Origin of the sequence: Neisseria brasiliensis (assembly GCF_009671065.1) — a bacterium.
Classification (GTDB): Bacteria; Pseudomonadota; Gammaproteobacteria; order Burkholderiales; family Neisseriaceae; genus Neisseria; species Neisseria brasiliensis.
This window is the reverse complement of the sequence record NZ_CP046027.1, coordinates 1,830,652-1,854,006: the sequence shown is the minus strand read 5'-3', so window position 1 is coordinate 1,854,006 and position 23,355 is coordinate 1,830,652. Positions and strand designations below refer to the sequence as shown.

General features: G+C 49.6%; 21 protein-coding genes, 4 tRNA genes and 1 pseudogene. 16 read left to right on the top strand and 10 right to left on the bottom strand.

The features are described 5' to 3' along the window. Positions 1–74 precede the first annotated feature (74 nt). Positions 75–150, top strand: a tRNA-Asn gene (locus GJV52_RS09275). Between the two features lie 89 nt (positions 151–239). Here GJV52_RS09275 and GJV52_RS09270 read toward each other — a convergent pair. Further along, a complete protein-coding gene (locus tag GJV52_RS09270; RefSeq protein WP_100563400.1) occupies positions 240–1,730 on the bottom strand; it encodes a subtype B tannase in 1,491 nt (496 codons plus the stop codon). A 117-nt stretch (positions 1,731–1,847) separates the two neighbouring features. Between GJV52_RS09270 and fdhD the strand changes: the two genes are divergently transcribed. Beyond that, positions 1,848–2,645 carry a formate dehydrogenase accessory sulfurtransferase FdhD gene (gene fdhD, locus GJV52_RS09265; RefSeq protein WP_095502144.1) on the top strand — a complete coding sequence of 266 codons (798 nt, stop codon included), beginning with the start codon at positions 1,848–1,850 and terminating at the stop codon, positions 2,643–2,645. Positions 2,646–2,719: 74 nt separating this feature from the next. Then, a complete protein-coding gene (gene fdhE, locus GJV52_RS09260; protein WP_095502145.1) occupies positions 2,720–3,640 on the top strand; it encodes a formate dehydrogenase accessory protein FdhE in 921 nt (306 codons plus the stop codon). Between the two features lie 91 nt (positions 3,641–3,731). On the opposite strand, the gene GJV52_RS09255 is transcribed toward fdhE, so the two are convergent. Beyond that, complete coding sequence (locus tag GJV52_RS09255; protein ID WP_095502146.1) at positions 3,732–4,094, bottom strand: hypothetical protein; 363 nt, start codon at positions 4,092–4,094, stop codon at positions 3,732–3,734. Positions 4,095–4,951: 857 nt separating this feature from the next. On the opposite strand from GJV52_RS09255, the gene GJV52_RS09250 reads away from it, so the two are divergent. Further along, complete coding sequence (locus GJV52_RS09250; protein WP_095503842.1) at positions 4,952–5,629, top strand: IS1595-like element ISNme3 family transposase; 678 nt, start codon at positions 4,952–4,954, stop codon at positions 5,627–5,629. Between the two features lie 74 nt (positions 5,630–5,703). Here GJV52_RS09250 and GJV52_RS09245 read toward each other — a convergent pair whose 3' ends face one another. The 5 genes from GJV52_RS09245 to GJV52_RS09225 all read right to left on the bottom strand — a co-directional run bounded on the left by GJV52_RS09245 (position 5,704) and on the right by GJV52_RS09225 (position 8,144). Then, a complete protein-coding gene (locus GJV52_RS09245) occupies positions 5,704–5,877 on the bottom strand; it encodes a type II toxin-antitoxin system prevent-host-death family antitoxin (protein ID WP_095502086.1) in 174 nt (57 codons plus the stop codon). Positions 5,878–6,149: 272 nt separating this feature from the next. Next, the gene (locus GJV52_RS09240) at positions 6,150–6,473 is read right to left on the bottom strand and encodes a protein kinase family protein (protein ID WP_198511398.1); all 324 of its coding nucleotides are present in this window, start codon (positions 6,471–6,473) and stop codon (positions 6,150–6,152) included. A 4-nt stretch (positions 6,474–6,477) separates the two neighbouring features. After that, entirely contained in the window at positions 6,478–6,657 is a 180-nt protein-coding gene (locus GJV52_RS09235; protein ID WP_198511399.1) for a hypothetical protein, read from the bottom strand. 95 nt (positions 6,658–6,752) lie between these two features. Further along, positions 6,753–7,862: a tyrosine-type recombinase/integrase gene (locus GJV52_RS09230; protein WP_100563805.1), complete on the bottom strand. Its 1,110-nt coding sequence runs from the start codon at positions 7,860–7,862 to the stop codon at positions 6,753–6,755. Positions 7,863–8,059: 197 nt separating this feature from the next. Then, positions 8,060–8,144, bottom strand: a tRNA-Leu gene (locus tag GJV52_RS09225). 168 nt (positions 8,145–8,312) lie between these two features. Between GJV52_RS09225 and GJV52_RS09220 the strand changes: the two genes are divergently transcribed. The 6 genes from GJV52_RS09220 to GJV52_RS09195 all read left to right on the top strand — a co-directional run bounded on the left by GJV52_RS09220 (position 8,313) and on the right by GJV52_RS09195 (position 11,591). Further along, positions 8,313–8,987, top strand: a complete 675-nt coding sequence (locus GJV52_RS09220) for a hypothetical protein (protein WP_100563806.1) — start codon at positions 8,313–8,315, stop codon at positions 8,985–8,987. Then, entirely contained in the window at positions 8,980–9,579 is a 600-nt protein-coding gene (gene ribA, locus GJV52_RS09215) for a GTP cyclohydrolase II (RefSeq protein ID WP_095502083.1), read from the top strand. The genes GJV52_RS09220 and ribA overlap by 8 nt, the downstream gene beginning before the upstream one ends. A 108-nt stretch (positions 9,580–9,687) precedes the next feature. Next, a tRNA-Val gene (locus GJV52_RS09210) sits at positions 9,688–9,763 on the top strand. 34 nt (positions 9,764–9,797) lie between these two features. Further along, positions 9,798–9,874, top strand: a tRNA-Asp gene (locus GJV52_RS09205). Positions 9,875–10,029: 155 nt separating this feature from the next. Next, a complete protein-coding gene (locus GJV52_RS09200; RefSeq protein ID WP_100563807.1) occupies positions 10,030–11,124 on the top strand; it encodes a conjugal transfer protein in 1,095 nt (364 codons plus the stop codon). Positions 11,125–11,126: 2 nt separating this feature from the next. Next, entirely contained in the window at positions 11,127–11,591 is a 465-nt protein-coding gene (locus GJV52_RS09195; RefSeq protein ID WP_100563808.1) for a low molecular weight protein-tyrosine-phosphatase, read from the top strand. Between the two features lie 127 nt (positions 11,592–11,718). On the opposite strand, the pseudogene GJV52_RS09190 reads toward GJV52_RS09195, so the two are convergent. Then, a pseudogene (locus tag GJV52_RS09190) lies at positions 11,719–12,635 on the bottom strand (LysR family transcriptional regulator). A gap of 275 nt (positions 12,636–12,910) precedes the next feature. Here GJV52_RS09190 and GJV52_RS09185 point away from each other — a divergent pair. The 4 genes from GJV52_RS09185 (at position 12,911) to GJV52_RS09170 (ending at position 17,840) form a co-directional block, all read left to right on the top strand. After that, positions 12,911–14,005, top strand: a complete 1,095-nt coding sequence (locus tag GJV52_RS09185) for a 4-oxalomesaconate tautomerase (RefSeq protein ID WP_100563809.1) — start codon at positions 12,911–12,913, stop codon at positions 14,003–14,005. Between the two features lie 396 nt (positions 14,006–14,401). Beyond that, a complete protein-coding gene (locus GJV52_RS09180) occupies positions 14,402–15,238 on the top strand; it encodes a shikimate dehydrogenase family protein (protein ID WP_100563810.1) in 837 nt (278 codons plus the stop codon). An 89-nt stretch (positions 15,239–15,327) separates the two neighbouring features. Continuing rightward, a complete protein-coding gene (locus tag GJV52_RS09175) occupies positions 15,328–16,692 on the top strand; it encodes an MFS transporter (RefSeq protein ID WP_100563811.1) in 1,365 nt (454 codons plus the stop codon). 119 nt (positions 16,693–16,811) lie between these two features. Then, positions 16,812–17,840: a 4-hydroxyphenylpyruvate dioxygenase family protein gene (locus GJV52_RS09170; protein ID WP_095502077.1), complete on the top strand. Its 1,029-nt coding sequence runs from the start codon at positions 16,812–16,814 to the stop codon at positions 17,838–17,840. An 80-nt stretch (positions 17,841–17,920) separates the two neighbouring features. On the opposite strand, the gene GJV52_RS09165 is transcribed toward GJV52_RS09170, so the two are convergent. Further along, positions 17,921–18,739 (bottom strand): sugar phosphate isomerase/epimerase family protein, encoded by an 819-nt coding sequence (locus GJV52_RS09165; protein WP_100563812.1) that lies wholly within the window; start codon positions 18,737–18,739, stop codon positions 17,921–17,923. A gap of 57 nt (positions 18,740–18,796) precedes the next feature. Continuing rightward, positions 18,797–20,608: an FAD-dependent oxidoreductase gene (locus tag GJV52_RS09160; RefSeq protein WP_198511400.1), complete on the bottom strand. Its 1,812-nt coding sequence runs from the start codon at positions 20,606–20,608 to the stop codon at positions 18,797–18,799. 272 nt (positions 20,609–20,880) lie between these two features. On the opposite strand from GJV52_RS09160, the gene GJV52_RS09155 reads away from it, so the two are divergent. Next, positions 20,881–22,212 carry an MFS transporter gene (locus tag GJV52_RS09155; RefSeq protein WP_100563814.1) on the top strand — a complete coding sequence of 444 codons (1,332 nt, stop codon included), beginning with the start codon at positions 20,881–20,883 and terminating at the stop codon, positions 22,210–22,212. Positions 22,213–22,322: 110 nt separating this feature from the next. Then, positions 22,323–23,354: an amidohydrolase family protein gene (locus GJV52_RS09150; RefSeq protein ID WP_095502074.1), complete on the top strand. Its 1,032-nt coding sequence runs from the start codon at positions 22,323–22,325 to the stop codon at positions 23,352–23,354. The last annotated feature ends 1 nt before the right edge of the window (position 23,355 follow it).

The window sequence follows — 23,355 nt, the reverse complement described above, 5'->3', positions numbered from 1 at the left end:
TTTGTAATATTGCTACGAATTTATTGCCTTTTATCGGTTGACACATTTTTTGCAGACGCTATAATACGCTCCATTCCCCGATAGCTCAGTCGGTAGAGCGACGGACTGTTAATCCGCAGGTCCCTGGTTCGAGCCCAGGTCGGGGAGCCAAATTAAAAAGCCTGAACAGAAATGTTCAGGCTTTTATTCTTATGTATCTCTAAAAAACAATACCGTCTGAAAAGGTTCAGACGGCATTATTATTGCGTACTCACTTGTTTCATCCAAGCAAACAATTCATCTAAATCATAGTCTCCGCTATGTGGCACGCCCCACGGTAAGGCATAATCAACGTTGGCGCCATGGTTTTGCAGCTTGGCCGCCAACACAGCAGAGACCGCCAATGAAGTATCGCGGTCGTTGGTGCCGACACGAATCCGCCAGTTTTGCGACATTTTCGCGTCGGTATCCCCCACATAATTCAGCGGATTCATCATTTTAATGTCTTGCGCTGCGGCCATGGTTGCGCCTGCTACGGTGCTGTTGCTCATGGCAAAGGTAGTGAAATGCTGTTTGTCGGTATCGGCATTGCCAAATAATTGGTTTTCACCGGTCGATAAATCCACGCCGTCAAATGCAGGCGGCGTTTTCTGACGGACTGCGGTTTGTGCATATTGGGCAAAATCAATTGCCGTTACTTTGCCGTTTTTCACCGCCAGCCAATCCGCTTTTACTTCTTTGCCGGCATCCAATTGCTGTTGTGCCGATTGCGCCAAGAATCCGGTCACGAAATCTTTAAAGCTGCCGTTGCCGCTTTGATCCAAGGTCAACGCACGGCCTTGTGCGTCTTTCAGATTCAAGCTGTTGATGTAAGCAGGATACATGGGCTTGAGTTTATCGGACAAGGATTTTTGTGCTTCGGTGAGCGTACCCGGCACCAGTTCACGCTTGACGTTGTAATCCAGCATGGTCACACTCATTTTCTTGTAATCGTTGACACCGTTAAACTGCCATTCATAAGCCATGTCAGCGTGTTCCAAATCGGTAATCGGGCAATATGCGGAAACCGCAAAAATATCATCGCCCGCATTCGCTGCGCCTAGGGCTTTCAAATGCGCTTCATAATCCGGATGATTGCCGCTTGCACCCAATAATGAAGACTGCGCACCGCCCGCGCTGGTGCCGTTGGAAATGATTTTTTCAGCATCACCCGGCATCACTTTATCGTTAGCTTTCAAATAGCGCACTGCCGCTTTTAAATCGACAATTGCCGCCGGTGCTTTACCAGTAGCCGCAGTCCGTCCGCGCGCGCCTGCCGATGCCACCACATAACCTTTTGACAAGGCTACCGCTGCGGCATTCGGTGATTGCACCGCATTTTCAACCATAGGTCCACGCGGGCGTTTCAATTCAGGCTTCGCCGGTTTGGCCGGCATATAGCCGCCGATTTGATTAGGGAAGAAAATCGGTGCCGTTTCTGCTGTAAAGCCGTCAATATTACCGTTTTGGTAATATTGCTCCGGCACATAAATATTCATCACTTCATATTCAGCATCGATTGGATTTTTAACGTACACAATGCCTTCATAGGCACGGAATTTAATCGTTTCACCATTCACCACCATACTTTGTTCGGTGTATGGCTGTTTGGAAAAATCCAAATCATGACTTGTTTTGCCCGATGTTGCCGCACAAGCACTCAACCCCATCGCCACAGCAGCCGCCAATAATGTTTTATTTACTGCATTCATGCTGATAACCTTAATCATTCAAATAAACGATTGCGATTATGCGCCCAACTTTGGTTTATTCCGGTTAAGAAGCAGAAAAAATCGCGCTATAATAGCGCTTTTCAGACGGCCTCACTCATGACTTCCCTTCCCCTGCAAAGCTATACCGTATATCGCGCTGATTCAGACGGCCTGCGTGAAGAACAAGACGTGCTAGCCGAAGAAACCGCCATCGCCTTGGTCTACAACGGCATTACCCATGTGGTATTGATGGCTACGCCGCAAAATTTGGAAGCCTTGGCCTTGGGATTCAGCTTGAGCGAAGGCATTTTGACCACCGCTTCCGAGCTGTACGACATTGAAGTCAACGAAGCCTGCGATGGCATTGAAGTGCACCTCGACATCGCTTCCGCACGTTTTCAAGCCTTAAAAGAGCGTCGCCGCAACATGACCGGCCGCACCGGTTGCGGTTTGTGTGGCATCGACAGCTTGGCTGCGGTCAAACCGCAATTGCCGCAAGTACCCCGCGGCCAGGCATTGGCCATCCGCAACATTCAGACGGCCTTAGCCGATTTCGACAACCATCAGCCCTTGCGTCAATCCGTTGGCTCGGTACACGGCGTGGCTTGGGTACAAAACGGTCGTATTTCAGCCGCGTTTGAAGATGTCGGCCGCCACAATGCCTTAGACAAATTAATCGGCCACGGCACGCAACAGGCTTACAATTGGCAGCAAGGTTTCGCGCTGATTTCCAGCCGCGCCAGCTATGAGATGGTCGCTAAAGCCGCTGCGATGGGCATAGGCTGCATTGTTGCCGTCTCCGCCCCAACCGCGCTGGCCGTGCGCTTGGCCGAACAAGCCGGCATGACCTTAATCGGCTTCGCCCGCCCGCATAAATTTACCGTTTATACCCACCCGCAATATATTGTGAAATAATCATTCGAATCACATATCTTTTCAGACGGCCTGTTGATCAATAGGCCGTCTGAAACACACCACAAGGAAAATACATGAAAACCACCACCATCAAGCCGGTTGAAGAAATCCAAAAAGGCTTGTTCCACACCCCATTCTGGCTCGCGCCGGAACAAGAAATCTTTGCCGAGCGCGCCGTGCGTTTCAAAGAATTGGCGCAGGCAGACAAAAGCGAATGGAATCTTTACCTGACGCTGCTTTCCACCGTTTGCGAAGCGCAACAAGCCGTGATGGCGCGCCATGATTTGACCTTGAATCAATTGAGCGAAGGCGCAACTGTTTTGCCGGAAGCCTTGAATAGCGATGTACCGTCTGAATTTTATGACGTATTCGGCGACATTCTGAAAGAAGTAAACGGCAAAATCACTGCCACCGCCGCCATCGAAGTGAGCAAATTAAAAGCCTTAAGCCAAGAACAAGCCAAAGCCTTGGCCAAGCGCGTATTAACCCAAACCACCGAAGACCAAGACCGCTCAGCCGAAATCTGGGTGCAAGCCGCATTGCAAGTGATTTGGACGGCATGGGCTTTGCAACTGACCGAAGATCATGTACCGCCAACCGAAGACCGCACCATCTGCCCTTGCTGCGGTACCGAACCGGTCGGCAGCGTGGTGTTGATCAAAGGCGATTTAAACGGCTTCCGCTACATGCACTGCCCATTGTGCAACAGCCGCTGGAACGTGCTGCGCGCCAAATGCCCGACTTGCGGCGATGCCGGCAATATGCGCATTCAACACATCGACGAAAAAAGCACGCCTGAATTGGCGCCGGTCTATCAAGGCGCGCATGCTGAAAGCTGCAAATCCTGCCACAGCTACCGCAAACTCTACCGCCTCGACAAACAGCAATACGCCGATCCAGTCGCTGACGACTTGGCCTCACTGGGCTTGGACATTGTGGTCGGTGAAGCCGGTTTCGATCGCGCCGGGGGCAATCCGTTTTTATTGTTAGATTGATCCAATAATTGCGTTATTATTAAACGAAAAGGCCGCCTGAAAACAAATTTTCAGGCGGCCTTTTTATTCAATCATCCAAACCAATCACATCTTAACGTGGCACCGGTTCACACTTGGTTTGGAATTTATTGTTTTTATCATCGTAGGTCAGCGTTGTCACACCATCTACAATGCGTAATTCTGTTGCGTTACCAAAGAAACCGGCATTATTTTGGAAACGCTCACCTTGACCCGCCGGCGCTTTTTGCAATACCGCGCTTGGGTTACCTGCCACGTTCAGCGCAGTGACTTTCACACGGTCAGCACCGCCTTTGGTCGTACCGGACACACGGATTTTTGCACCATTGTCACATACAAAATCATGTTCCGCCTCAACCTGCTGCGGGTGTACCGAGCTACACGCTGCCAAAACCGCTGCAACCGGCAATGCTGCTAATAAATGAGCAACTTTCATATCCATCTCCTATCGTATTAAATTATTAATATTAATAAATTCATTTCACTAGACTACAATTTCATACTAGCAAAACTGATTTGAGATAGCAAACTGGCTTGGTCAAAAATACCCTATTTATCCTTTAAAAAACAGCCAAAAGCGGCAAAACACCATTTTCTTTACTTATTTTTCATAAGAAAAATAGATAGTTAAAATGATCGTGTAAAAAAACATTAGTTTATTTAAGATAATACGATATGATTTATTTCGCTTAGCTAAAGCAATACTAAACCATAGATAATAAAAGCAAAGCCTTAGATGCAGTAAAACCGCTTTTCATTAAAAGCGGTTTTACTTAATCATGATGTCAACAGATTACCAATTTGCATTATAATATAACCTGTTGATTTTATTGATTTTTTGGTAAACGGAGAGACCCTAATTTTTAATTCAAATATATGATTTTAAATAAATAAATTTATTCAATATTTTAAAATACCCCCAAAAATACCCCCATTTTGCACAAGTCACCCATTTTTTACCCTGTTTTTTTTCTCACCGGCATAAATCAGATTTAGGCCGCCTGCATCATTTTTCAGACGGTCTAACCTATCGGCTGAAACAGCCCCATCATACCCCAAATTAAAAATAAGCGTATATAGGTGCTAAAAAACAGCGGGAACAGCGGGAACGCAGGAACATTTGACTTAAGTAATTTATTTTTTGTAACAAAATGTCCCCGCTCCCTTTTTTGGCCAGCGGGAACACTTTCCGCCAAATCCGCCCTATTTACTATCTATCCCAATGATTTAAAACAATAAATATCGAAAGGGCTTAGGAAGCAAAATCATCAAAAAACGTGATAAGCTCCTAATATGAAACTAAAAAATAAGTATCAAAAGTTCAGCAAAATTTCAGAGCAAAAGTTTAGAGAAATAATCCGCTGTTTCGCTCTTGATTTGACCGCTTCCGATACTGCTAAAATGACCGGCATTAGTGTACGCAGTATCAATCCTATTTTCCTGAAAATCAGACACAGGATTGCTGCTCTGTGCGAACAAAGCTCACCACTGTCCGGTGTGGTCGAATTAGATGAATCTTACTTTGGTGCGCGACGTATCAGGGGTAAGCGCGGTCGCGGAGCGTCAGGTAAAACCATCGTATTTGGCATACTGAAACGCAATGGCGTGGTCTATACGGAAATCGTTCCCGACGCTTCGAAAGCCTCACTAATCAAGGTCATACGTGGTCACATATCTGCTGACAGTGAAATCAATACTGACGGCTGGAAAGCATATGACGGTCTTGTCGATATGGGCTATGAGAAGCATTACCGTGTCCATCATGGTTCCAATGAGTTTGCTCGAGGAAAGCAACATATCAATGGTATTGAATCTTTTTGGAGTTATGCTAAGGGGCGTTTGGCTAAATTTCATGGTATTTCCAAAGAGATGTTTTATCTGCATCTCAAAGAAACGGAGTTTAGGTTTAACCACCGGCATGAAGATTTAGGTAAAATATTAATGAAGATGCTTCGAAATAACCCAATTTAATATTTTTGCTTCCTAAGCCCCAAAATCAATATAGTCTATTTTATCAATCATATTACTGCTCCATCAGTAACGTTTCAGACGGCCTTTGCGGTTTCCTGCGCTTGGCCGGTCAATTTCAGATATTCCGCATAAATCATCAATACAAATTCAGGCTTTCCCCGATTGGTTATGATAACCGGCGCGGCTTGCGCGGCCTGCTTTGCCTTCCCGCTCTGCTGGTTAAATTCACGGCTTGTCATGGTTTGCATGATTGCTTTTTCCTTGCTTGGAATCATCGGATAATGTAGCTACATTTTACCATGCAATAGACGGCATTCAACGTGATTGCATAATTTAGGCAACAAAAAGCCCCGCCGCATTGCAAACGGTCGGGGCTGTATTGTTCAGGCTGCATTCAGTTTTATACAAAATTATACATAGCATGGCTAATTATACAAATGCTGTATAACGTGCAAAAAAAACACCAGCGGCGCGGCTGGTGTTTGTGTTTTCAAACCGTTTATTGACAGATATGCGCCGGTTAGGCCGCATCGCTGTCTTGGTTTTCACGCTGTTTTAGTGTTTCGCGTATCATCTCATTAGCCAGCATTTTTTGTTCACTCTCGATAAAACGTGCCAAAATCTGCTTAATCAACGGTTGATAGCCTATGCCATGAAAGGCGGCAATAGCTTTCAAATCGTCAATCATGCCTTGCTGTAAACGGATTGAGATAGGCTTTAAGCCTAGTGATTCATCTAGGGCGTTTAAGTCTATATCAGCGCGGCGCGCGTATGTCTCGCTTGCTCCTAATTCTCTACTTTCCCATTTTTCCGTGTCTTTGTGCATTTCGTCTTGTCTGTTCATGGCGTTAATCCTTGTATTTGTCATAAATTCGTATCTCTTCGCGGTTTGGCTCATAAGCGGTTTTGATGATGGTGTTTTCTCCATCTTGAATAAAGACAATTTTTAATAGACGGCCTTTAAAGGTTTCGGCGATAAACCATAATGTCGGCGGTATAGTTCTGTTTTCGGCGCGTGTATCTTCCAATATGCCGCCATCTCGGCTGGCAAAAGCTTCGTGTATCTCCGCTTCACTAACTTTATGGCGCGTTACCAGCTTAATCTGTACCGCTTCAGATATGCTTAACTAGGCCGCTCTAAAATCCTGTTTTCGTCAATGTGGGCTAACTGCCTTTCAATGGCATCGGCATTATAGCCCTGCTCATTCAGAATGCTGCTTGCAAGGGAGCGGAAACCGTGGGGCGTGGCAATGCCGTAATAGCCCATGCCGTTGATGATTTTGCCTGCGGTGTTTTCACTGATATAGCCATCGGCGGCGGTGCGACTGGGGAATAGATAGGGGGTATCCCCTGTTTGGTCGTGCAGTTCGTTTAACAGCTCAATCGCCCAATCAGATAAGGGGATTATATGCTCACGCGGCCGCTTCATGCGCTTGGCTGGGATAGTCCATATCTTGCGCTCAAAGTCGATTTCATGCCATTGGCCGCCGCGTATCTCTTTATTGCGGGCAAAGCAAAGCATAATCAGCATAATGCAAATACGGTTTGACTGCTTACAGTCTGCCAATATCAAACGGCGGTAAAACTCGGTCAATTCTTCACGCGGCAAGGCGGGCATAGGGCGTGTTTCAGATGGCTTGATATAGCCTTGCAGTAAGGCGGCGGGGTTGCGGTCGGTTAATTCTTCAAAGCCCGCGTATGTAAATACCGCGCCTATCCATTGTCTGATTTTCTCGGCGGTCTCTGGTACGCCCCGCGCGGTCACTTTATCCAATACGGCCTTTATCTCTTTCTTGCCGATTTCGTTTATCGGCATTTCGCCAATAACGGGGAAAACATCGGTTTCAAAATACCGCCAAACACGGGCGGCATGATTGGGCTTCCAGCCTTTACGCATGATGTTCTTTTTGTGCCATGCCTTGGTGACGTGGGCAAAAGTATTGAGTAAGGCTGCTCTACGCTCTTGCTTGGCCTGCTGCTTCATGGCGGCGGGGTCTTGGCCTTGGACAATCATACGGCGGGCATTCTCGGCTGCTTCTCGGGCTTCCACTAAAGAGATTTCTGGGTATTTGCCGATTGAAAGTAATTTCTCTTTGCCGCTTATACGGTACTTCAACCGCCATAGCTTGCCGCCTGCTGGTGTAACTTGCAGATACAGGCCGCCACTATCAGCCAGTTTGTAGGCTTTATCAGCGGGTTTTGCATTCTTTATTTGTCGGTCGTTTAGTGGCATTTGGGGGTATTTTTTTCAGGGGTATTTTTCAACACCCCCAAATATACCCCAATTTATGGTTTATTCAATTAGACGGCATTAGACGATATTAGACAGCAAGGAAGCATTGAATCAGCCTGAAAGCCTTTCCAGTATTGAATTTGGTCGATTGCGTTAGATTGCATTAGACAAAAAAAATACCCCTAAAAGGGGTTGGATGGTGCGGACGGAGAGACTCGAACTCTCACACCTCGCGGCGCCAGAACCTAAATCTGGTGCGTCTACCAATTTCGCCACGTCCGCAAACCAAGTAGCGGATTATACACACAATTAAAAAGCATGCAAAGCCTCCTGTCTTGAAAAAAGGTATAATCAGCCTCATATCGACATAAATTAACTTTAAATGGCCGTCTGAAAAGCTTGGTTTTCCCTTTTCAGACGGTCTCGCTACTGTATCTTGAGGAATGGCACATGCCAAGATTATTAATTGAAGATTTCCTGCAAACACAAGGCTTAAAGCTGCCTGTGGATGACGTGTATGTTGCCTATACTGCGGCGCAGGCGGTGATTAACATGGGCAATGCCGCGATTGACCGCTCGGTATTGTGGCCGGAAAAAAACGGCTTTACGTTGGCGGAACACATCGAGCCAAATGCTGATAACGATGCTTTATTGAAACAAATTTTTATGGCTTTGGATTCTGTATACAGCCGCCAAGCCAACATCAAAACCGCGGCAGTTTATGCGCACATGCCGTCTGAAACGCTAACACCGAAATTGGTTGTGCTGACCCAGCAAGGTTTAAGGCTGGAACCGCATTTGGATGTAAATGAAGACAACAGCCAAATCTATCTGGTTTCGCGAACGGCGCAAAGTGGCTGGATGAATGTCGCCAACGATATTGCCTATTGGATAACTTTGGGCGAAATTTCGGGCGAACGCAATGCGGCCAGTAAGGCGCAAGTATCGGTGCCGATTTGTACCAAAAGCGGTGCGGTTTTGGGCGTGGTGCATATTGAGTTTAACGATAAAGACCAAGCCGATGATGCCGCATTAACCGAATGGACGGCCTTATCGCTGGCGTTAAGCGAGCCAATGAAAGCGCTGTTGAACGTAGTGGACAACGAGGAAGCACAAGATGACTAAAGCAGTAAAATTCGTGGCTTCCTGCCGTCTGCCGACTGAATTCGGTGTGTTTACCATGCATGGCTTTGAAGAAGAAAGCGGCCAAGAACACGTGGCACTGGTGATGGGCGATGTTTCAGACGGCCTGCCGGTTTTGTCGCGCATCCACTCGGAATGCTTGACCGGCGACGCCCTATTCTCGCAAAAATGTGATTGCGGTCCACAATTGCAGGCAGCCATGCAGGCAGTGCAGCAAGAAGGCCGCGGCGTGATTGTTTATTTGCGCCAAGAAGGCCGAGGCATCGGCTTGATCAACAAAATCCGTGCCTACCAATTGCAAGACCAAGGCCGTGACACAGTGGAAGCTAATGTTGAACTCGGCCTGCCAGTCGATGCACGTGACTTCACCTTGGCTAAAAGTATTTATGATCACTTAGGCGTGCATGAAGTAAAACTGTTGACCAACAATCCGGAAAAAGTCAAAACGCTGCAAAAAGCCGATATTAATGTAGTGGCACGCATTCCGTTACAGGTTGGTGAAAATGTTGAAAACGAGCGCTATCTGCACACAAAAGCGGATAAATTAGGCCATTTCCTTTATGAAAAATCCTAATCACACACAGGCCGTCTGAAAATTTTTATTTTAGTTTCAATAATCTGGCAAATAATCCGCATAAATCACTTGCGCACAACGCGGATATTTGGTTTAATTCGGCTTCTCGGGTGATTAGCTCAGTTGGTAGAGCGTCTGCCTTACAAGCAGAATGTCGGCGGTTCGACTCCGTCATCACCCACCAAGTTTCTTGTAATTGTGGCAACACAATTACTTGCGCGGTGGTAGCTCAGTTGGTTAGAGTACCGGCCTGTCACGCCGGGGGTCGCGGGTTCGAGCCCCGTCCGCCGCGCCAAGATTAAAAAGCACTGATTCATATCAGTGCTTTTTTCATTTCTATTATCAGATAAATCAAGCGGATAGAAATTTTTTCCGCTTGATTCCCGACTGTTTCAGTCAGTTATTGCTATAATCTTTGCTCTTTCAAAACAACAATATCAAAGGTAGAAAATGAACACCCCTTTCATTCTTGCCGACACACGACCTTACCCTGAAACACCGGTTAAAAACAATCTCTTGCTGCACGCTTCCAACTTGGCACACAGCACTTCCGCCGCGCAGCGCAAACTGTCCGCCGAATCGCTGCAAACCGAAATCCGCGGCATGTTTCAGCAAAATTATTATTTGGGTTTGTCGGTGGCCATGAGCATGGTGGCCGATGCCGAAAGTTACAAAGTCTTGCTCGATAACCTGACCACGGTTTTGAATGCCGAAAAAGACGAAGAAAGCCAATGGTTTGCCATGCCTTTGGTGTTAGTGGCCGGTTGCAATCAAGAACAAACCCTGCCTTTGAACGTACCAACTGCCGCGTTGTTTGCCGTATTGGAAAACCATCCGCATTTGCGCGCATTCAATCAGGCCACATGGCTGCCGTTTCTCGTGCCGTCGACTGTATTGAGTGAAATCAATGCCGGCCAATGGTTTGAAGCCAAACAAAATCCTGAAGCCGCTGCGCAATTTGCCGCTCAATTTACGCCGTCTGAATTGCGGATTCCTAGCGGCCAATCGGTGCATGTGGTGTTTGCCTTGGGCTACGGTGACAAAAAATTGCAAGAATCGCTCAATCAAAACCTGTTAAAAGCCGCTTTGCCGCTGATGCAGGTATGGCAGGAAGCCCTCACCCAGCCGGGCTTAACCTTATTCGTCAATCCCCTGTCGCCTGATGCGCCGCTGTCTGCACTGACAACCGGCAGCCACATGCGCCAACGCATGGCGATGGACGTTTTCGCCACCAACGCCATCCGCGCGATCCGCATGCAAAGCCCGCGCGTGGGTGTGGTGGTGGCCGCTAAAGCCGGCGGGCTGATTCAGTTCGGCTTTAACGCCACCGGCAGCGCGTTTGAAATTGCGCCGCAGGTCTATACTTGGACCTTGTCGCCAACCGACAACATCGCCGTTATCCAGCAAAATTTCTTGGATTTAATGGCCGAATGTCGTGTGGAACATGTTTACATGCTGCATGATGTGGTGCCGGAAAACAGCGAATTGCCGACCTACGCGCAAGCCTTAAAATTATCAGGCCATAACCCGTTTTTCGCGGAATAATCATGAAAACATACCATATTTTATTCGTGTGTCTCGGCAACATCTGCCGCTCGCCGATGGGTGAATTCGTGTTGCGCCACCGCGCTGAAGAAGCCGGTGTCAGCCACCGCATTCACACCGACAGCGCCGGCACTTCCGGCTGGCACGACGGTGAAAACATGCACCAAGGCACGCGGCAAATGCTGGCGCAACAAGGCATGGACAACACCGGTTTTACCAGCAGCAAAGTCAAACGCAGCGACATCGGCCATTACGATTACATTCTCGCGATGGACGACAACAACTTGCGTGATTTGGAAAAGCTTTTTGGTAAGCATCCTGAAAAATTATTCAAGCTGACCGATTTGATTCCCGAGAGTGGTTATGACCATGTGCCCGACCCGTGGTACACCGGCGATTTTGACGAAACCTTCCGCTTGGTCGATTCGGCCAGCATGGCTTTATTGAAGAAGCTGGATTTGGTTTAAAGATTTAACATCAAGGGTTTCCATACAACGAGGCCGTCTGAAAAGTTTGAATGATTCAAAACTTTTCAGACGGCCTTTTTTTTCGTGGTTTTAAGTATTTCATATATTCAGACGGTCATCATCCACTTTAAAGGCCGTCTGAAACTTCCTCCACCAAATTCAAACACACCCGCTTCAAAATTTTATCCACTTCTTTTTGCGTGCGCGTGAGTGCATGCTTGGCCGAAGTCGCCAAAAACAGGCGGCTGACGAATTGCGGCGACTCAATCGGAATCACCTGAATCGATTCTTTATAGTTCATCAAATCAATGGAATATTTCGACAAAATCGAATAACCCATGCCTTCTGCCACCAGTTGCAGCATGGTTTCCACGCTGTCGATTTCCATCACGATATTGGCATAAGATTGTGCCGCGCCATTTCCTGCTCAACCAGCAGGCGGAAGGTATTGGGCACGGAAGGCAGAATCAGCGGCAAGGCGGCCAAATGTTCAGCGTTGATCGGCGTGTCGGCGTTGAGCAGGTGATCGTTTTTCGGTGCCATCAGATACAGACGTTCTTCATACAGCAATTGCGTTTCGACATCAGCCGAATAGGCAGGGTTATACAGCAGTGCCATGTCGATTTTGCCTTGCTGCAAACGGTCTTGCAGCTGCGCGCTCAAGCCTTCTGTGATGCGCAATTGGGCATCGGGCAGATGTTGGCGAAACGCTCGGATAATCGGCAGCGACAATAATTTGGCAATCGTCAGCGGCAAACCAAGCGTGATGTGGCCGCTGAGTTTACCGCTGTTTAAACTCAAATCTTCCTGAATCATTTCAATCTGTTGCAAAATCACGCCGCAGTGTTCCAGCAAAATCCTGCCCGGCTCGGTCAGGGAAACGCCGCGTCCGTGACGATTGAGCAGGTTTTGCCTTAATTCGGTTTCCAGCAGGCGGATTTGGCGGCTCAATACCGGTTGCGCCACGCCCAAAATATCGGCGGCACGCGTATAGCTGCCTTGTTGCGCCACCTGCTGAAAATATCGTAACTGTTTCAAATCCATGACTTTTTCTCAATCTCTAATTATTGGTTTTATGATATTAATTATCTTATCGTCGTTTAAAATAGGAATCAGACAAGGCGACAGCGACCGCCGTGCACACTTAATACATCAGGAAAGCTGGCAACGGTGTGTGATTTTATTCTAAACGACTATAGTATAGCTGGCCTTTGCAATTATACTATTTTGATATAGCTGATAGTCGCTTCAACGCCTTTCCAAACATTTCTTTACCTATAATAATCCACTACATACCACTACATTACAAAGGATTCGAAATGGCTGCCCAAACCGCTGTCCCTGCCATGCTGATGCGTGGCGGTAGTTCCAAAGGCCTGTTTTTCGCCGCTGCCGATTTACCCGCCGATGAAGCGACCCGCAATCAAGTGTTGCTCGCGGCCATGGGTTCGCCCGATCCGCGCCAAGTTGATGGTGCCGGCGGTGCGCACCCTCTAACCAGCAAAGTGGGCGTGGTGTCTTTGAGCGAGCAAGAAGGCGTGGATTTGGAATTTTTGTTTGCCCAATTGCAGCCCAAAAACGATATTGTCGATACCAAGCCCAACTGCGGCAATATGCTGGCGGCAGTGGTGCCGTTTGCTTTGGAAAAAGGCTTGATTCAGGCGCAAGGCGATGAAACGACCGTGCGCGTGCTGACCTTGAACACCGGCATGTTGAGCGACATCACCGTTGAAACGCCCGACGGCATCATCAATTACGACGGCGATGCCAAAATCGACGGCGTACCCGGCACCTCCGCCCCCATCCGCATCCGTTTCTTAGACACCGAAGGCTCGGTAGCCGGCAGCCTTTTGCCGACCGGTAACACCAGCGACGTGTTCGACATTGAAGGTTTCGGCCAATTGGAAGCCACCTGCATCGACAACGGTATGCCGATGATTTTGGTGCGCGCCGCCGATGTGAAGCGCACAGCCTATGAGAGCGTGGAACAATTAAACAACGATGACGAACTCAAAGCCATTTTGGAAAAGCTGCGCCTAACTGCATCTTTAAAAATGGGTTTGGGCGATGTTTCTGCCAAAAACTATCCGAAAATGTGTCTGCTGAATGCCCCTGTTGACGGCGGTGCAGTACACACCCGCTGCTTCATTCCGCACGTCTGCCACGAAGCCATCGGCGTATTGGCGGCCGTCACCATCGCCACCGCCTGCGTGATGAAAGACAGCGTGGCCGACGGTTTGGCTGTGGCCGACAATCCGGCTTCGCTTTCCATCGAACACCCAAGCGGCGAGTTCAGCGTGGCCTTGGAAACCGACGGCAATGGTAAGGTCAACGGCGCGGCTTTAATCCGCACCGCCCGCAACATCATGCGCGGCGAAGTGATGGTTCCGGCACGCGTTTGGGATGGCAAATAAATAATGACAAGGCCGAGACCTTTGCAAAACTCATTCAAATGCTGGAACGCATATAACCGCCGTCATTCCCGCGCAGGCGGGAATCCATCTTAGAATTATCAGAAACCTATTTTATTCAATATTTTGTCATACTCAAAAATGGATTCCCGCCTGCGCGGGAATGACGGCAGTTTTGGTTTTATTGATGGCTCATGAGGTTTTGCAAAGATCTCAGGCCGTCTGAAATCGCCATCTTGCTTTTTCAGACGGCCTTAGTTGAAATATTCAAAAATAAACAGCCATCAAACACAGATTAGGTTTATGATTCTATTTTTTTCAGACGGCCTGAGAATTTATTAAAGGCCGTCTGAAAAATCCATAACAACCGTATTTCACTCAAACAAAAGGAGAAGCTTCATGAACATCAACGGCTTGACCCAAGTCATTGCCCACATCGGCTACCCCACTCAAACTTTCAAATCGCCGATGATTTACAACCCTTATTTCGAAGCGGCCGACATCAATGCGCTGGTGGTGCCGTTTTCTTCGCAAACACCGGTTTATCCTGATTTTCTGAAAAGCGTGTTCACCTGCGAAAACGTCATCGGCGCGCTGGTGACCATGCCGCACAAAGTCACCACCATCGATTTGGTTGACCGCCTGACGCCGACCGCGCAAATTGCCGGTTCATGCAATGCCGTGCGCCGTGGTGCCGACGGCAAGCTGGAAGGCGATATGTTCGACGGCGAAGGTTTTGTGCGCGGTGTGCGCCGCAAAGGTTTTGCACCGGAAGGCAAAGCGGCTTTGGTCGTCGGCAGCGGTGGCGTGGGCTGCGCGATTGCGGCCTCTTTGGCGGCAGCGGGCGTGGCGCGTTTGGCTTTGTTTGATGTCAACGCAGCCGCCGCCGAAGCATTAGCAGGCCGTCTGAAACAGCACTATGCCGATTTAATCGTCGAAACCGGCAGCAATGATCCGCAAGGCTTTGATTTGGTGGTGAATGCCACACCGATGGGCATGTATGAAGGCGACCCGATGCCGGTTGATGTGGCGCGTATTGCGCCGGAAGCCTTTGTCGGCGATGTGGTGCTGCAAAGCAAAATCACCGCATTTTTGGCCGCCGCCCAAGCCAAAGGCTGCGTGATTCAAGTCGGCACCGATATGCTGTTTGAACAAATTCCGGTTTACTTGGAATACTTCAACCTGCCGACCACGACTGCCGAACACCTGCGCGAAGTGGCACGTATTCAGTATTAATGGTTTCAGACGGCCTCTTACCTCAAGGCCGTCTGAAATTAATGTAACTCAGCTTGATAAGAAAAACGCGATTAATAAGGAGAAACCAAATGTCGCAAAATCATGAAATCAACGTCCGCGAGCTACTCGACAGCCGTGGCGTGAGTACCTACCAGAAATTGGTGATTTTCCTCTGCTTCCTGATTGTGGTCATGGACGGCTTCGATGTGGTGATTATGGGCTTCGTCGGCCCAAGCCTGAAAGAAGCTTGGAATTTGCCCAACAACGATTTGGCGCCGGTATTGAGTGCCGCCCTCTTCGGCCTGACCTTCGGCGCACTGACCGCCGGCCCTTTGGGTGATCGCTTCGGCCGCCGCAAAGTATTGATTGTGAGCGTGTTTATTTTTGGCTTGTTCACGCTGCTGGTGGCGTTTGCCACACAAATTTGGCACATGATTGTGTTCCGCTTCATCGCCGGTTTTGCCATGGGCGGCATTATGCCGATGGTGGCGACCTTGGCCAAAGAATATTCACCTGAACACCGCAGCTCGCTGTTGGTGACCATCGTGTTTGCCGGCTTCACCGTCGGCGCGGCTGGCGGCGGCTTCTTGGCAGCGTGGATGATTCCACAATGGGGCTGGCCGAGCGTATTCTGGTTTGGCGGTATCGTACCGATTCTGTTGAGCCTGTTTATGATTTTCAAATTGCCGGAATCGCTGGCGTATATGGTGCACAAAGGTGCCGACCGTCAAGAAATCCGCAAAATCGTGGAGCAATGCGCCCCGGGCAGCACCACTGAGCAATCGACTTTCTTCATTCCTAAACCGCAAACGGTGCAAAGCAATGAAACCCCGATTAAAACCGTGTTGAACCATCACTACGCCAAAGGCACCTTGCTGCTGTGGGTGATTTACTTCAGCCATTTGTTCTTGGTGTACCTGTTGGGCAGCTGGATGCCGACCATGATTAAAGAATCCGGCATGACTGCGGCGCAAGCATCGATTATTTCGGCCATGTTCCAATTGGGCGACCCGTTGGGTTCGATTATGCTGGGCTGGTTTATGGACCGCTTCGAGCCACACCGCGTCTTGGCGCTCTCTTACGTCAGCGGCGCAGTAGTATTGGTGTTCATGAGCAGCTTGGGCGCAGAATATCTGCTGCTGTGTATTACCTCATTCTACATCGGCGCAGCGTTTAACGGCGGCGGCACCAGCATGAACGCCTTGTCGAGCAACTTCTTCCCATTGAGCGCCCGCGCGACCGGCAACAGCTGGATGCACGGTATCGGCCGCACCGGTGCGATTATTTCCGCATTTGCCGGCGCATGGATGTTGAATGCAGGCTGGAATTTCTCAACCGTGGCGATGGCTTTGACCGTACCGGCTCTGCTGATTGCCGTGTCGTTGGCCATCAAATACCTCCTGTACCGCAACCAACCGGGGCTGAAGTTTGAGTGCGTTGAAATAAGCCGTTAAAATAGGCCGTCTGAAATCAGATTTTCAGACGGCCTTTCGACAAGGTTATATCAAAACAGCATCTGGAAGAACAAGTCGCCGGCCGTCTGAAACAGCAAAACCTGACCGTATCGGCCGAATTGTTCACCCCGCCTGCCGCGCCTGAATTTCAAGACACCGATTTCGTCGAATTTGCCGTCAACGATACCAGTGCCCAGCGTTTGGATAATATTTTGCGCCAATTCGGCTTCCAAAAAACCGGTTTGCACAAAAGCAAAAACGTTTCGCTCTACCAACACGGCGGCGTGAACCTGATTCTCAACGCCGAGCCGGATTCTTTGGCCGATGCCTTTTTCAACGTACACAGTACATCGGTGTGCGCGGCGGCGTATAAAGTCAGCGATGCCGAAGCCATGTATCAGCGCGCCATCGAATATGGCAATATTTTCTACCAAGGCAAAGTCGGCCCGAACAAGCGCCATGTGCACGCCATCCGCTCACCTAATGGCGGTTTGCAGTATTTTGTCGACAGCGACATTTACAGCGTCGATTTCCACAAAACCAAATTCCAAGGCGAGCCGAAACTCAGCCGCATCGACCACACCGCTTATGGCGTGCCCAACGACATGATGGATCGCTGGACGCTGCATTTCGCCGCCTTATTCGGCTTCAACATCGAAAACGACTTAACCCTGCCCGACCCTTACGGCCTAATGAAAAGCCGTGTGTTGCGCAGCCAAAACGGCCAAATCCGCCTACCGTTGAACATTTCTGACAACCAAAATACTTTAGTTTCACGCTCAATGGCCAACTACAAAGGCGCCGGCCTGCAACACATCGCCTTTGCCAGCGACGATATTTTTGAAACCGTGGCCTTTATGCGTCAAAATGGCACCAATCTGCTCGACATCCCGCAAAACTATTACGATGATTTGCAGGCACGATTCGGTTTGGCCGACGATTTCATCGACCGTTTGCGCGAACATCATTTGCTCTACGATGCCGACGGTAACGGTGGCGAATTCCTGCATGCTTATTCGCAATTGATTGAAAACCGCTTTTTCTTTGAAATCTGCGAACGCCGCGGCGGCTACGACCAATATGGCGCCGCCAACGCCCCTGCTCGCTTGGTGGCACAGGATTTGTATTGGAAACAGCATCATGAATAATGGCCGCTGGATATAAGCGCAATCAAAAATGCCGTCTGAACGTTTTTCACGTTCAGACGGCATTTTTTTAAATGATTCACTTAAACGCGTAAAGCTGCGGCTTTTTCCAATACCTGCTCGGTGGCCGCTTTCAAATAGCGCAAATAGCCTTCCAAGCCCAATTCGGCAAATTTCGGATTCGGCACTTCAATGCTCACCGGCATGTCTTCCGGCAACAAGGCTACACATTCGGCCAATTTGAAATCGCCTTCGCCCGGCACGCCGCGTTTGGCACGCGATTCTTCAATCAAGCCTTCACGCGTATCGGCACGTTCGGCCAGCACACCATCACACAATTGAATCATATTGGCCAAATACGGCAAGGCAGGAATGATGTGTTCCGGTTCGCCGAATGCACGGTGGAAATGCAACGTATCAAACAATACCTGACAGCCGGTTTGCTCGGCCACATCCGCTGCTTCGGTTAAAAGTTTGACGGTTTGATAGGAAATCGGCTCTAAGGTAATGATAAGATTGGATTTTTTGGCATCTTCTACCAAGCACGCCATCACATCCGTCGCGCGCGCCAAATCCGGATCGGTGATGGTAGCGGTCAGGCTTTGCGCACCCAATTGCGCGGCGGCTTCCAGCATAGGTAGCCAAACATCGGGCGTAACATGTTCATCGATGGCTAAAAATTCGGTATCGACCACTTTCATGCCGGTGTCTTTCAAGGCTGCCAATACTTCTTTCATGCGCGGATTGTTGTGCAACAGATTCAGGTCTTTTTCGGTGGTGGTTACCGGACGGGTGCGCAGGCCGATGAAATCGAAACCCGTCTTCGCCGCGGCTTGGATAAAATCCACCGGCTCGGTGCCCAATACGCTCAAAGGCGCCATGCCGATTAGGCGTTTGCTCATTATTCTCTCCTTAGAAAAATGGTTGTTAGGCCGTCTGAAGCTTTCAGACGGCCTCTCTTAAAAACTGCCTTGATAATCTGCCGATGGGAAACTGCTGCCATCGTCTTCATACGCGGTCACACCGGCGATGTGGCGGGCAGCGGCATAACCGAATGTCAGCGCGGGACCGATGTTGATGCCACCACAAGGGTAATTGCCGCCGAACACGGATTTCTGATCCAGCCCGACGGCATACAATCCTGCTACCACGCTGCCGTCTGAACGCAACACGCGCGACCATGCATCCACCGCGATACCGGCAAATGTACCGAACGAGCCGACCTGCACTTTTACCGCGTAATAAGGGCCTTTGCCCAACGGCGCTAACGATGGATTGTGAAAGCCGGTTGACGCGTCGCCGCCGGAACGGTTAAACGGCGTGTCGCCACGGCCGAAATCGGTATCTTTACCTGCTTTGGCCATTTGGTTGAACTCGGCAACGGTATGCATCAAGCCAACCGGATCGATGCCGCATTTTTCCGCCAGTTGATCCAAAGTATCGGCTTCGGTAATGCAGCGCAGATAGTCGGTGTAAATCTGCAGCGGAATCGGGCGCGGCTTGGCATAACCAAACATATAGCTGCGCACGGCGCGTTTGTCTCCAATCAGCCAAGATTCGACTTTTTCACCTTCCGGCACCGCGTTGAGCATACCGGTCACATAGTCGTAACAGCCGTTGGCTTCATTGACAAAGCGTTTGCCGTTTTTCAAGACACCGATGATGCCCGGCTTGGCGCGGTCGGCAATATGCGGGAACACGCCTTCGCTGCCGTCTTTGAATTTCACCAGCGAAACCGGACACCACGCCGCCGGCGAGCGGCCGGAATCATCTAAATAACCGCCCGCGCTTTCGGCCAAAGCGAGTCCGGCACCGTCTGCTTCAGGCGGTGCCAGCGTCCAATGTTCTTCGCCGCTTGGGTTGCGCGGAAAATTCTTGCGCCGCTCGACATTGACCGGATAGCCGCCGGTGGCCAAAATCACGCCTTTGGCCGCCGATACACGCACCAAGCCTTGCGGCGTCTTCAGATAAGCGCCAACAATGCGGCCGTTTTCATCTTCAATCAGCTCTTTGATGGCGGTATTCACTTCAATGCGCACGCCTTTTTCATCAGCCGCCTGTACCAACTTGGCAATCAGCGCCAAGCCGTTAACCATCTGCATATTGCGCTTGTGTACGGCTTTGTCCCACACATGGATGGAAAAGCGTTTGGCGGCATGAAGAAAGCTCTGCGGCTTTTTCATGGCGTTGAGAAAATGCCCTAAATCCGGCCCCGCCATGATGCCCATGCCCCAAAACGAAGTCATCTTGTATTGGTCGGGCAAAATAGCCAGCAGATGTTTCGGCAGCGATTTGGCGTAAAACGGTGTTGCCGCCACCGAGCGATGGCCGCTACCGGCACCGGGCAAATGGCCGTAAATATCACAAATTTTTGCACCGGGCGTGAATTTCAGCGGCGTTTTCTGCTCGAAAAAGCTGACCATGTGCGGCACATTTTCCAAAAACATTTCAATGCGCTCGTGATCATAATCCTGCTCACCAATCACGGCTTTCAGATAGCTGCGGAAATCATCGCGCGGCTCGTTGACGCCGTCAGCTTTAGCAAAGGCGTTGCCCGGCGTCCAAGCCCAGCCTCCCGAACGCGCCGTCGCGCCGCCGCAAGTCGCTGCACGCTCAGCCACCAATACATTCAAGCCGTGATGCGCCGCTGTCACCGCTGCCGACAATCCGCCCGCGCCGCTTCCGGCAATTAATATGTCGCACTGCCAATCGGCAATGGTCTGGCGTGCTGGCTGCTGCATGGTTTCCATCTCTGTAATCATTTGTAACATACTGCTATTTTAGTGAATTCATTCATATAAACCATATCATTTTAATTATAGCTCCTATGTTTTATCTATCCATTTTTGCTATAATCCTGCTTTGAAATAGCAGATTGACTTTCAGCCGGCCTTTTAGCTATTCATTTTTGTTATAACTCTTAGAAAGATTACATACTTTAACTTAACAGTTTTATCTACAATAATGGAATTACAAAAACATACCTATAAATCATTAGGTTTCTAATGATTACAAGGTGACTCAATAACATTTGGAGAAACTCATGGAAATCACCGGCCGCACGATTAATGTGCAAAATTTCTTAAATGAAAATAAATTTTCCGGTTATCAATGGATGATTTTTATCATCTGCCTGCTGATTGCCTTTTTTGACGGCCTGGATACCGCAGCCATCGGCTATGTCGCACCGAGCCTTTTGGAAGAATGGGGCATTGAAAAAAGCCAATTGGCACCGGTATTGAGCGCGGCGCTGTTCGGCTTGGCCATCGGCGCGATGACTTCAGGGCCGATTGCGGATAAATTCGGTCGCAAAATCGTATTAACTGCTTCTGTTTTGGTGTTTTCCGGCTTCTGCGTGGCTTCGGCTTTTGCCCAAGATTTGACGCAAATGACCATCTTGCGCTTCATCACCGGTTTGGGCTTGGGCGCAGCCATGCCGAATGCGGTGGCAATGCTGTCTGAATACTGTCCGGATCACAAACGCTCGTTAATCCTGAATACCATGTATTGCGGCTTCCCTGTGGGCGCAGCTGCGGGTGGTTTCTTTGCTTCGTTTATCATTCCTGAATACGGCTGGCGCACAGCGATGTTGTGGTGTGGTTTGCTGCCTTTGATTTTGGGCGTATTGATGATTTTCATCATGCCGCGTTCGGCTTCGTTTTTGGTGTCTAAAAACCAACCGGCCGAGAAAGTGCGAAAAATCCTGCAACGCATTAACCCTAAAGCTGATTTGAGCAATGCCGTGTTTGTGTTGCCTGAAAAAAATACCGAACAGAAGACCGACAACCCGATGGCGATGGTTTTGGGTAGCCACTTCCGCGCCGGTTCGATTTTGCTGTGGCTCTCTTACTTCAGCGGCCTGATTATTTTCTACGCCATGATCAACTGGATGCCGGTGTTGTTTAAAGAAGCGAATATGCCGCCTGAACTGGGCCCGCGTATTTCCGGCTTGTTTGCCTTGGGTGGCTTAGGCGCGATTGCCAGCGGCTACTTGATGGACCGCTTCAACGGCAACCGACTGATTGCATTCTTGTCTTTCTTAACTGCAGTATCGGTGGCCTGTATCGGCTGGTCGCTGGGTCAGGGCTTGGGTATGTTGATTGCCGTGGTGTTGTTCGCCGGCGTGATGCAAAACACCGCGCAAACCTCCCTGCCTGCTTTGGCTGCCAAATTCTATCCGACCGAATGCCGCGCCACCGGTGTGTCTTGGATGTTGGGTATCGGCCGTTTCGGCGCGATTGCCGGCACCTTCTTAACCGGCCAATTGATTGCATGGAAACTGGATTTTGTCACTATTTTCGTGATTCTGGCGATTCCGTCATTAGTGATGACAGTCTGCCTGCTGTTGAAACAAAAAATCTACGGCGACAGCTAAGCCCTACTTTCAGACGGCCTATTGTATTAAAGGCCGTCTAAAACACCCTACCCACACGCCGCTTTTCAGACGGCCTGTTTACCCCATAAAAAATCATCAAGGAGCAACCCATGAGCCTGATTATCGACTGCCACGGCCACTACACCACCGCCCCGCCTTCACTCGAAGCATGGCGCAACAAACAAATCGCCGCCATCGGCAACCCTTCACAAATGCCAAAAGCCAGCGAATTGAAAATCAGCGATGACGAATTGCGCGAAACCATCGAAAAAAACCAATTGCGCCTGATGAAAGAGCGCGGCGCCGACATGACCCTGTTCTCACCGCGTGCCAGCTTTATGGCACACCACATCGGTGATTTTGAAGTGTCGTCCACTTGGGCGGCGATTTGCAACGAATTATGCTACCGCGTGTCGCAACTCTTCCCCGACAATTTCGTGCCGGTAGCGATGTTGCCGCAAAGCCCGGGCGTGCCGATTGAAACCTGTATTGCCGAATTGGAACGCTGTGTCAATGAATTCGGCAACGTCGGCATCAACCTGAACCCTGATCCATCGGGCGGCCATTGGACTTCCCCACCGCTGACCGACAAATACTGGTATCCGATTTACGAAAAAATGGTCGAATACGACATTCCGGCCATGATTCACGTTTCCACTTCGTGCAACAACTGTTTCCACACCACTGGTGCGCACTACCTGAACGCCGACACCACCGCATTCATGCAATTGCTGCAAGGCGATTTGTTTAAAGACTTCCCGACCCTGCGCTTCCTGATTCCGCACGGCGGCGGCGCGGTGCCTTACCACTGGGGTCGTTTCCGCGGTTTGGCGATGGTGCTGAAAAAGCCGGAATTGGAAGAACATTTGTTGAACAACATCTTCTTCGATACCTGTGTGTACCACCAACCGGGCATTGATTTGCTGCTCGACGTGGTGCCGAACAAAAACATCTTGTTCGCATCCGAAATGATTGGTGCCGTCCGCGACATCGACCCGCGCACCGGCTTCTACTTCGACGATACCAAACGCTACATCGAAGCAGCCAACATTTCAGCCGAAGACAAACACCAAATTTACGAAGGCAACGCCCGCCGCGTGTTCCCACGCTTGGATGCCCGCCTGAAAGCGAAAGGACTGTAAT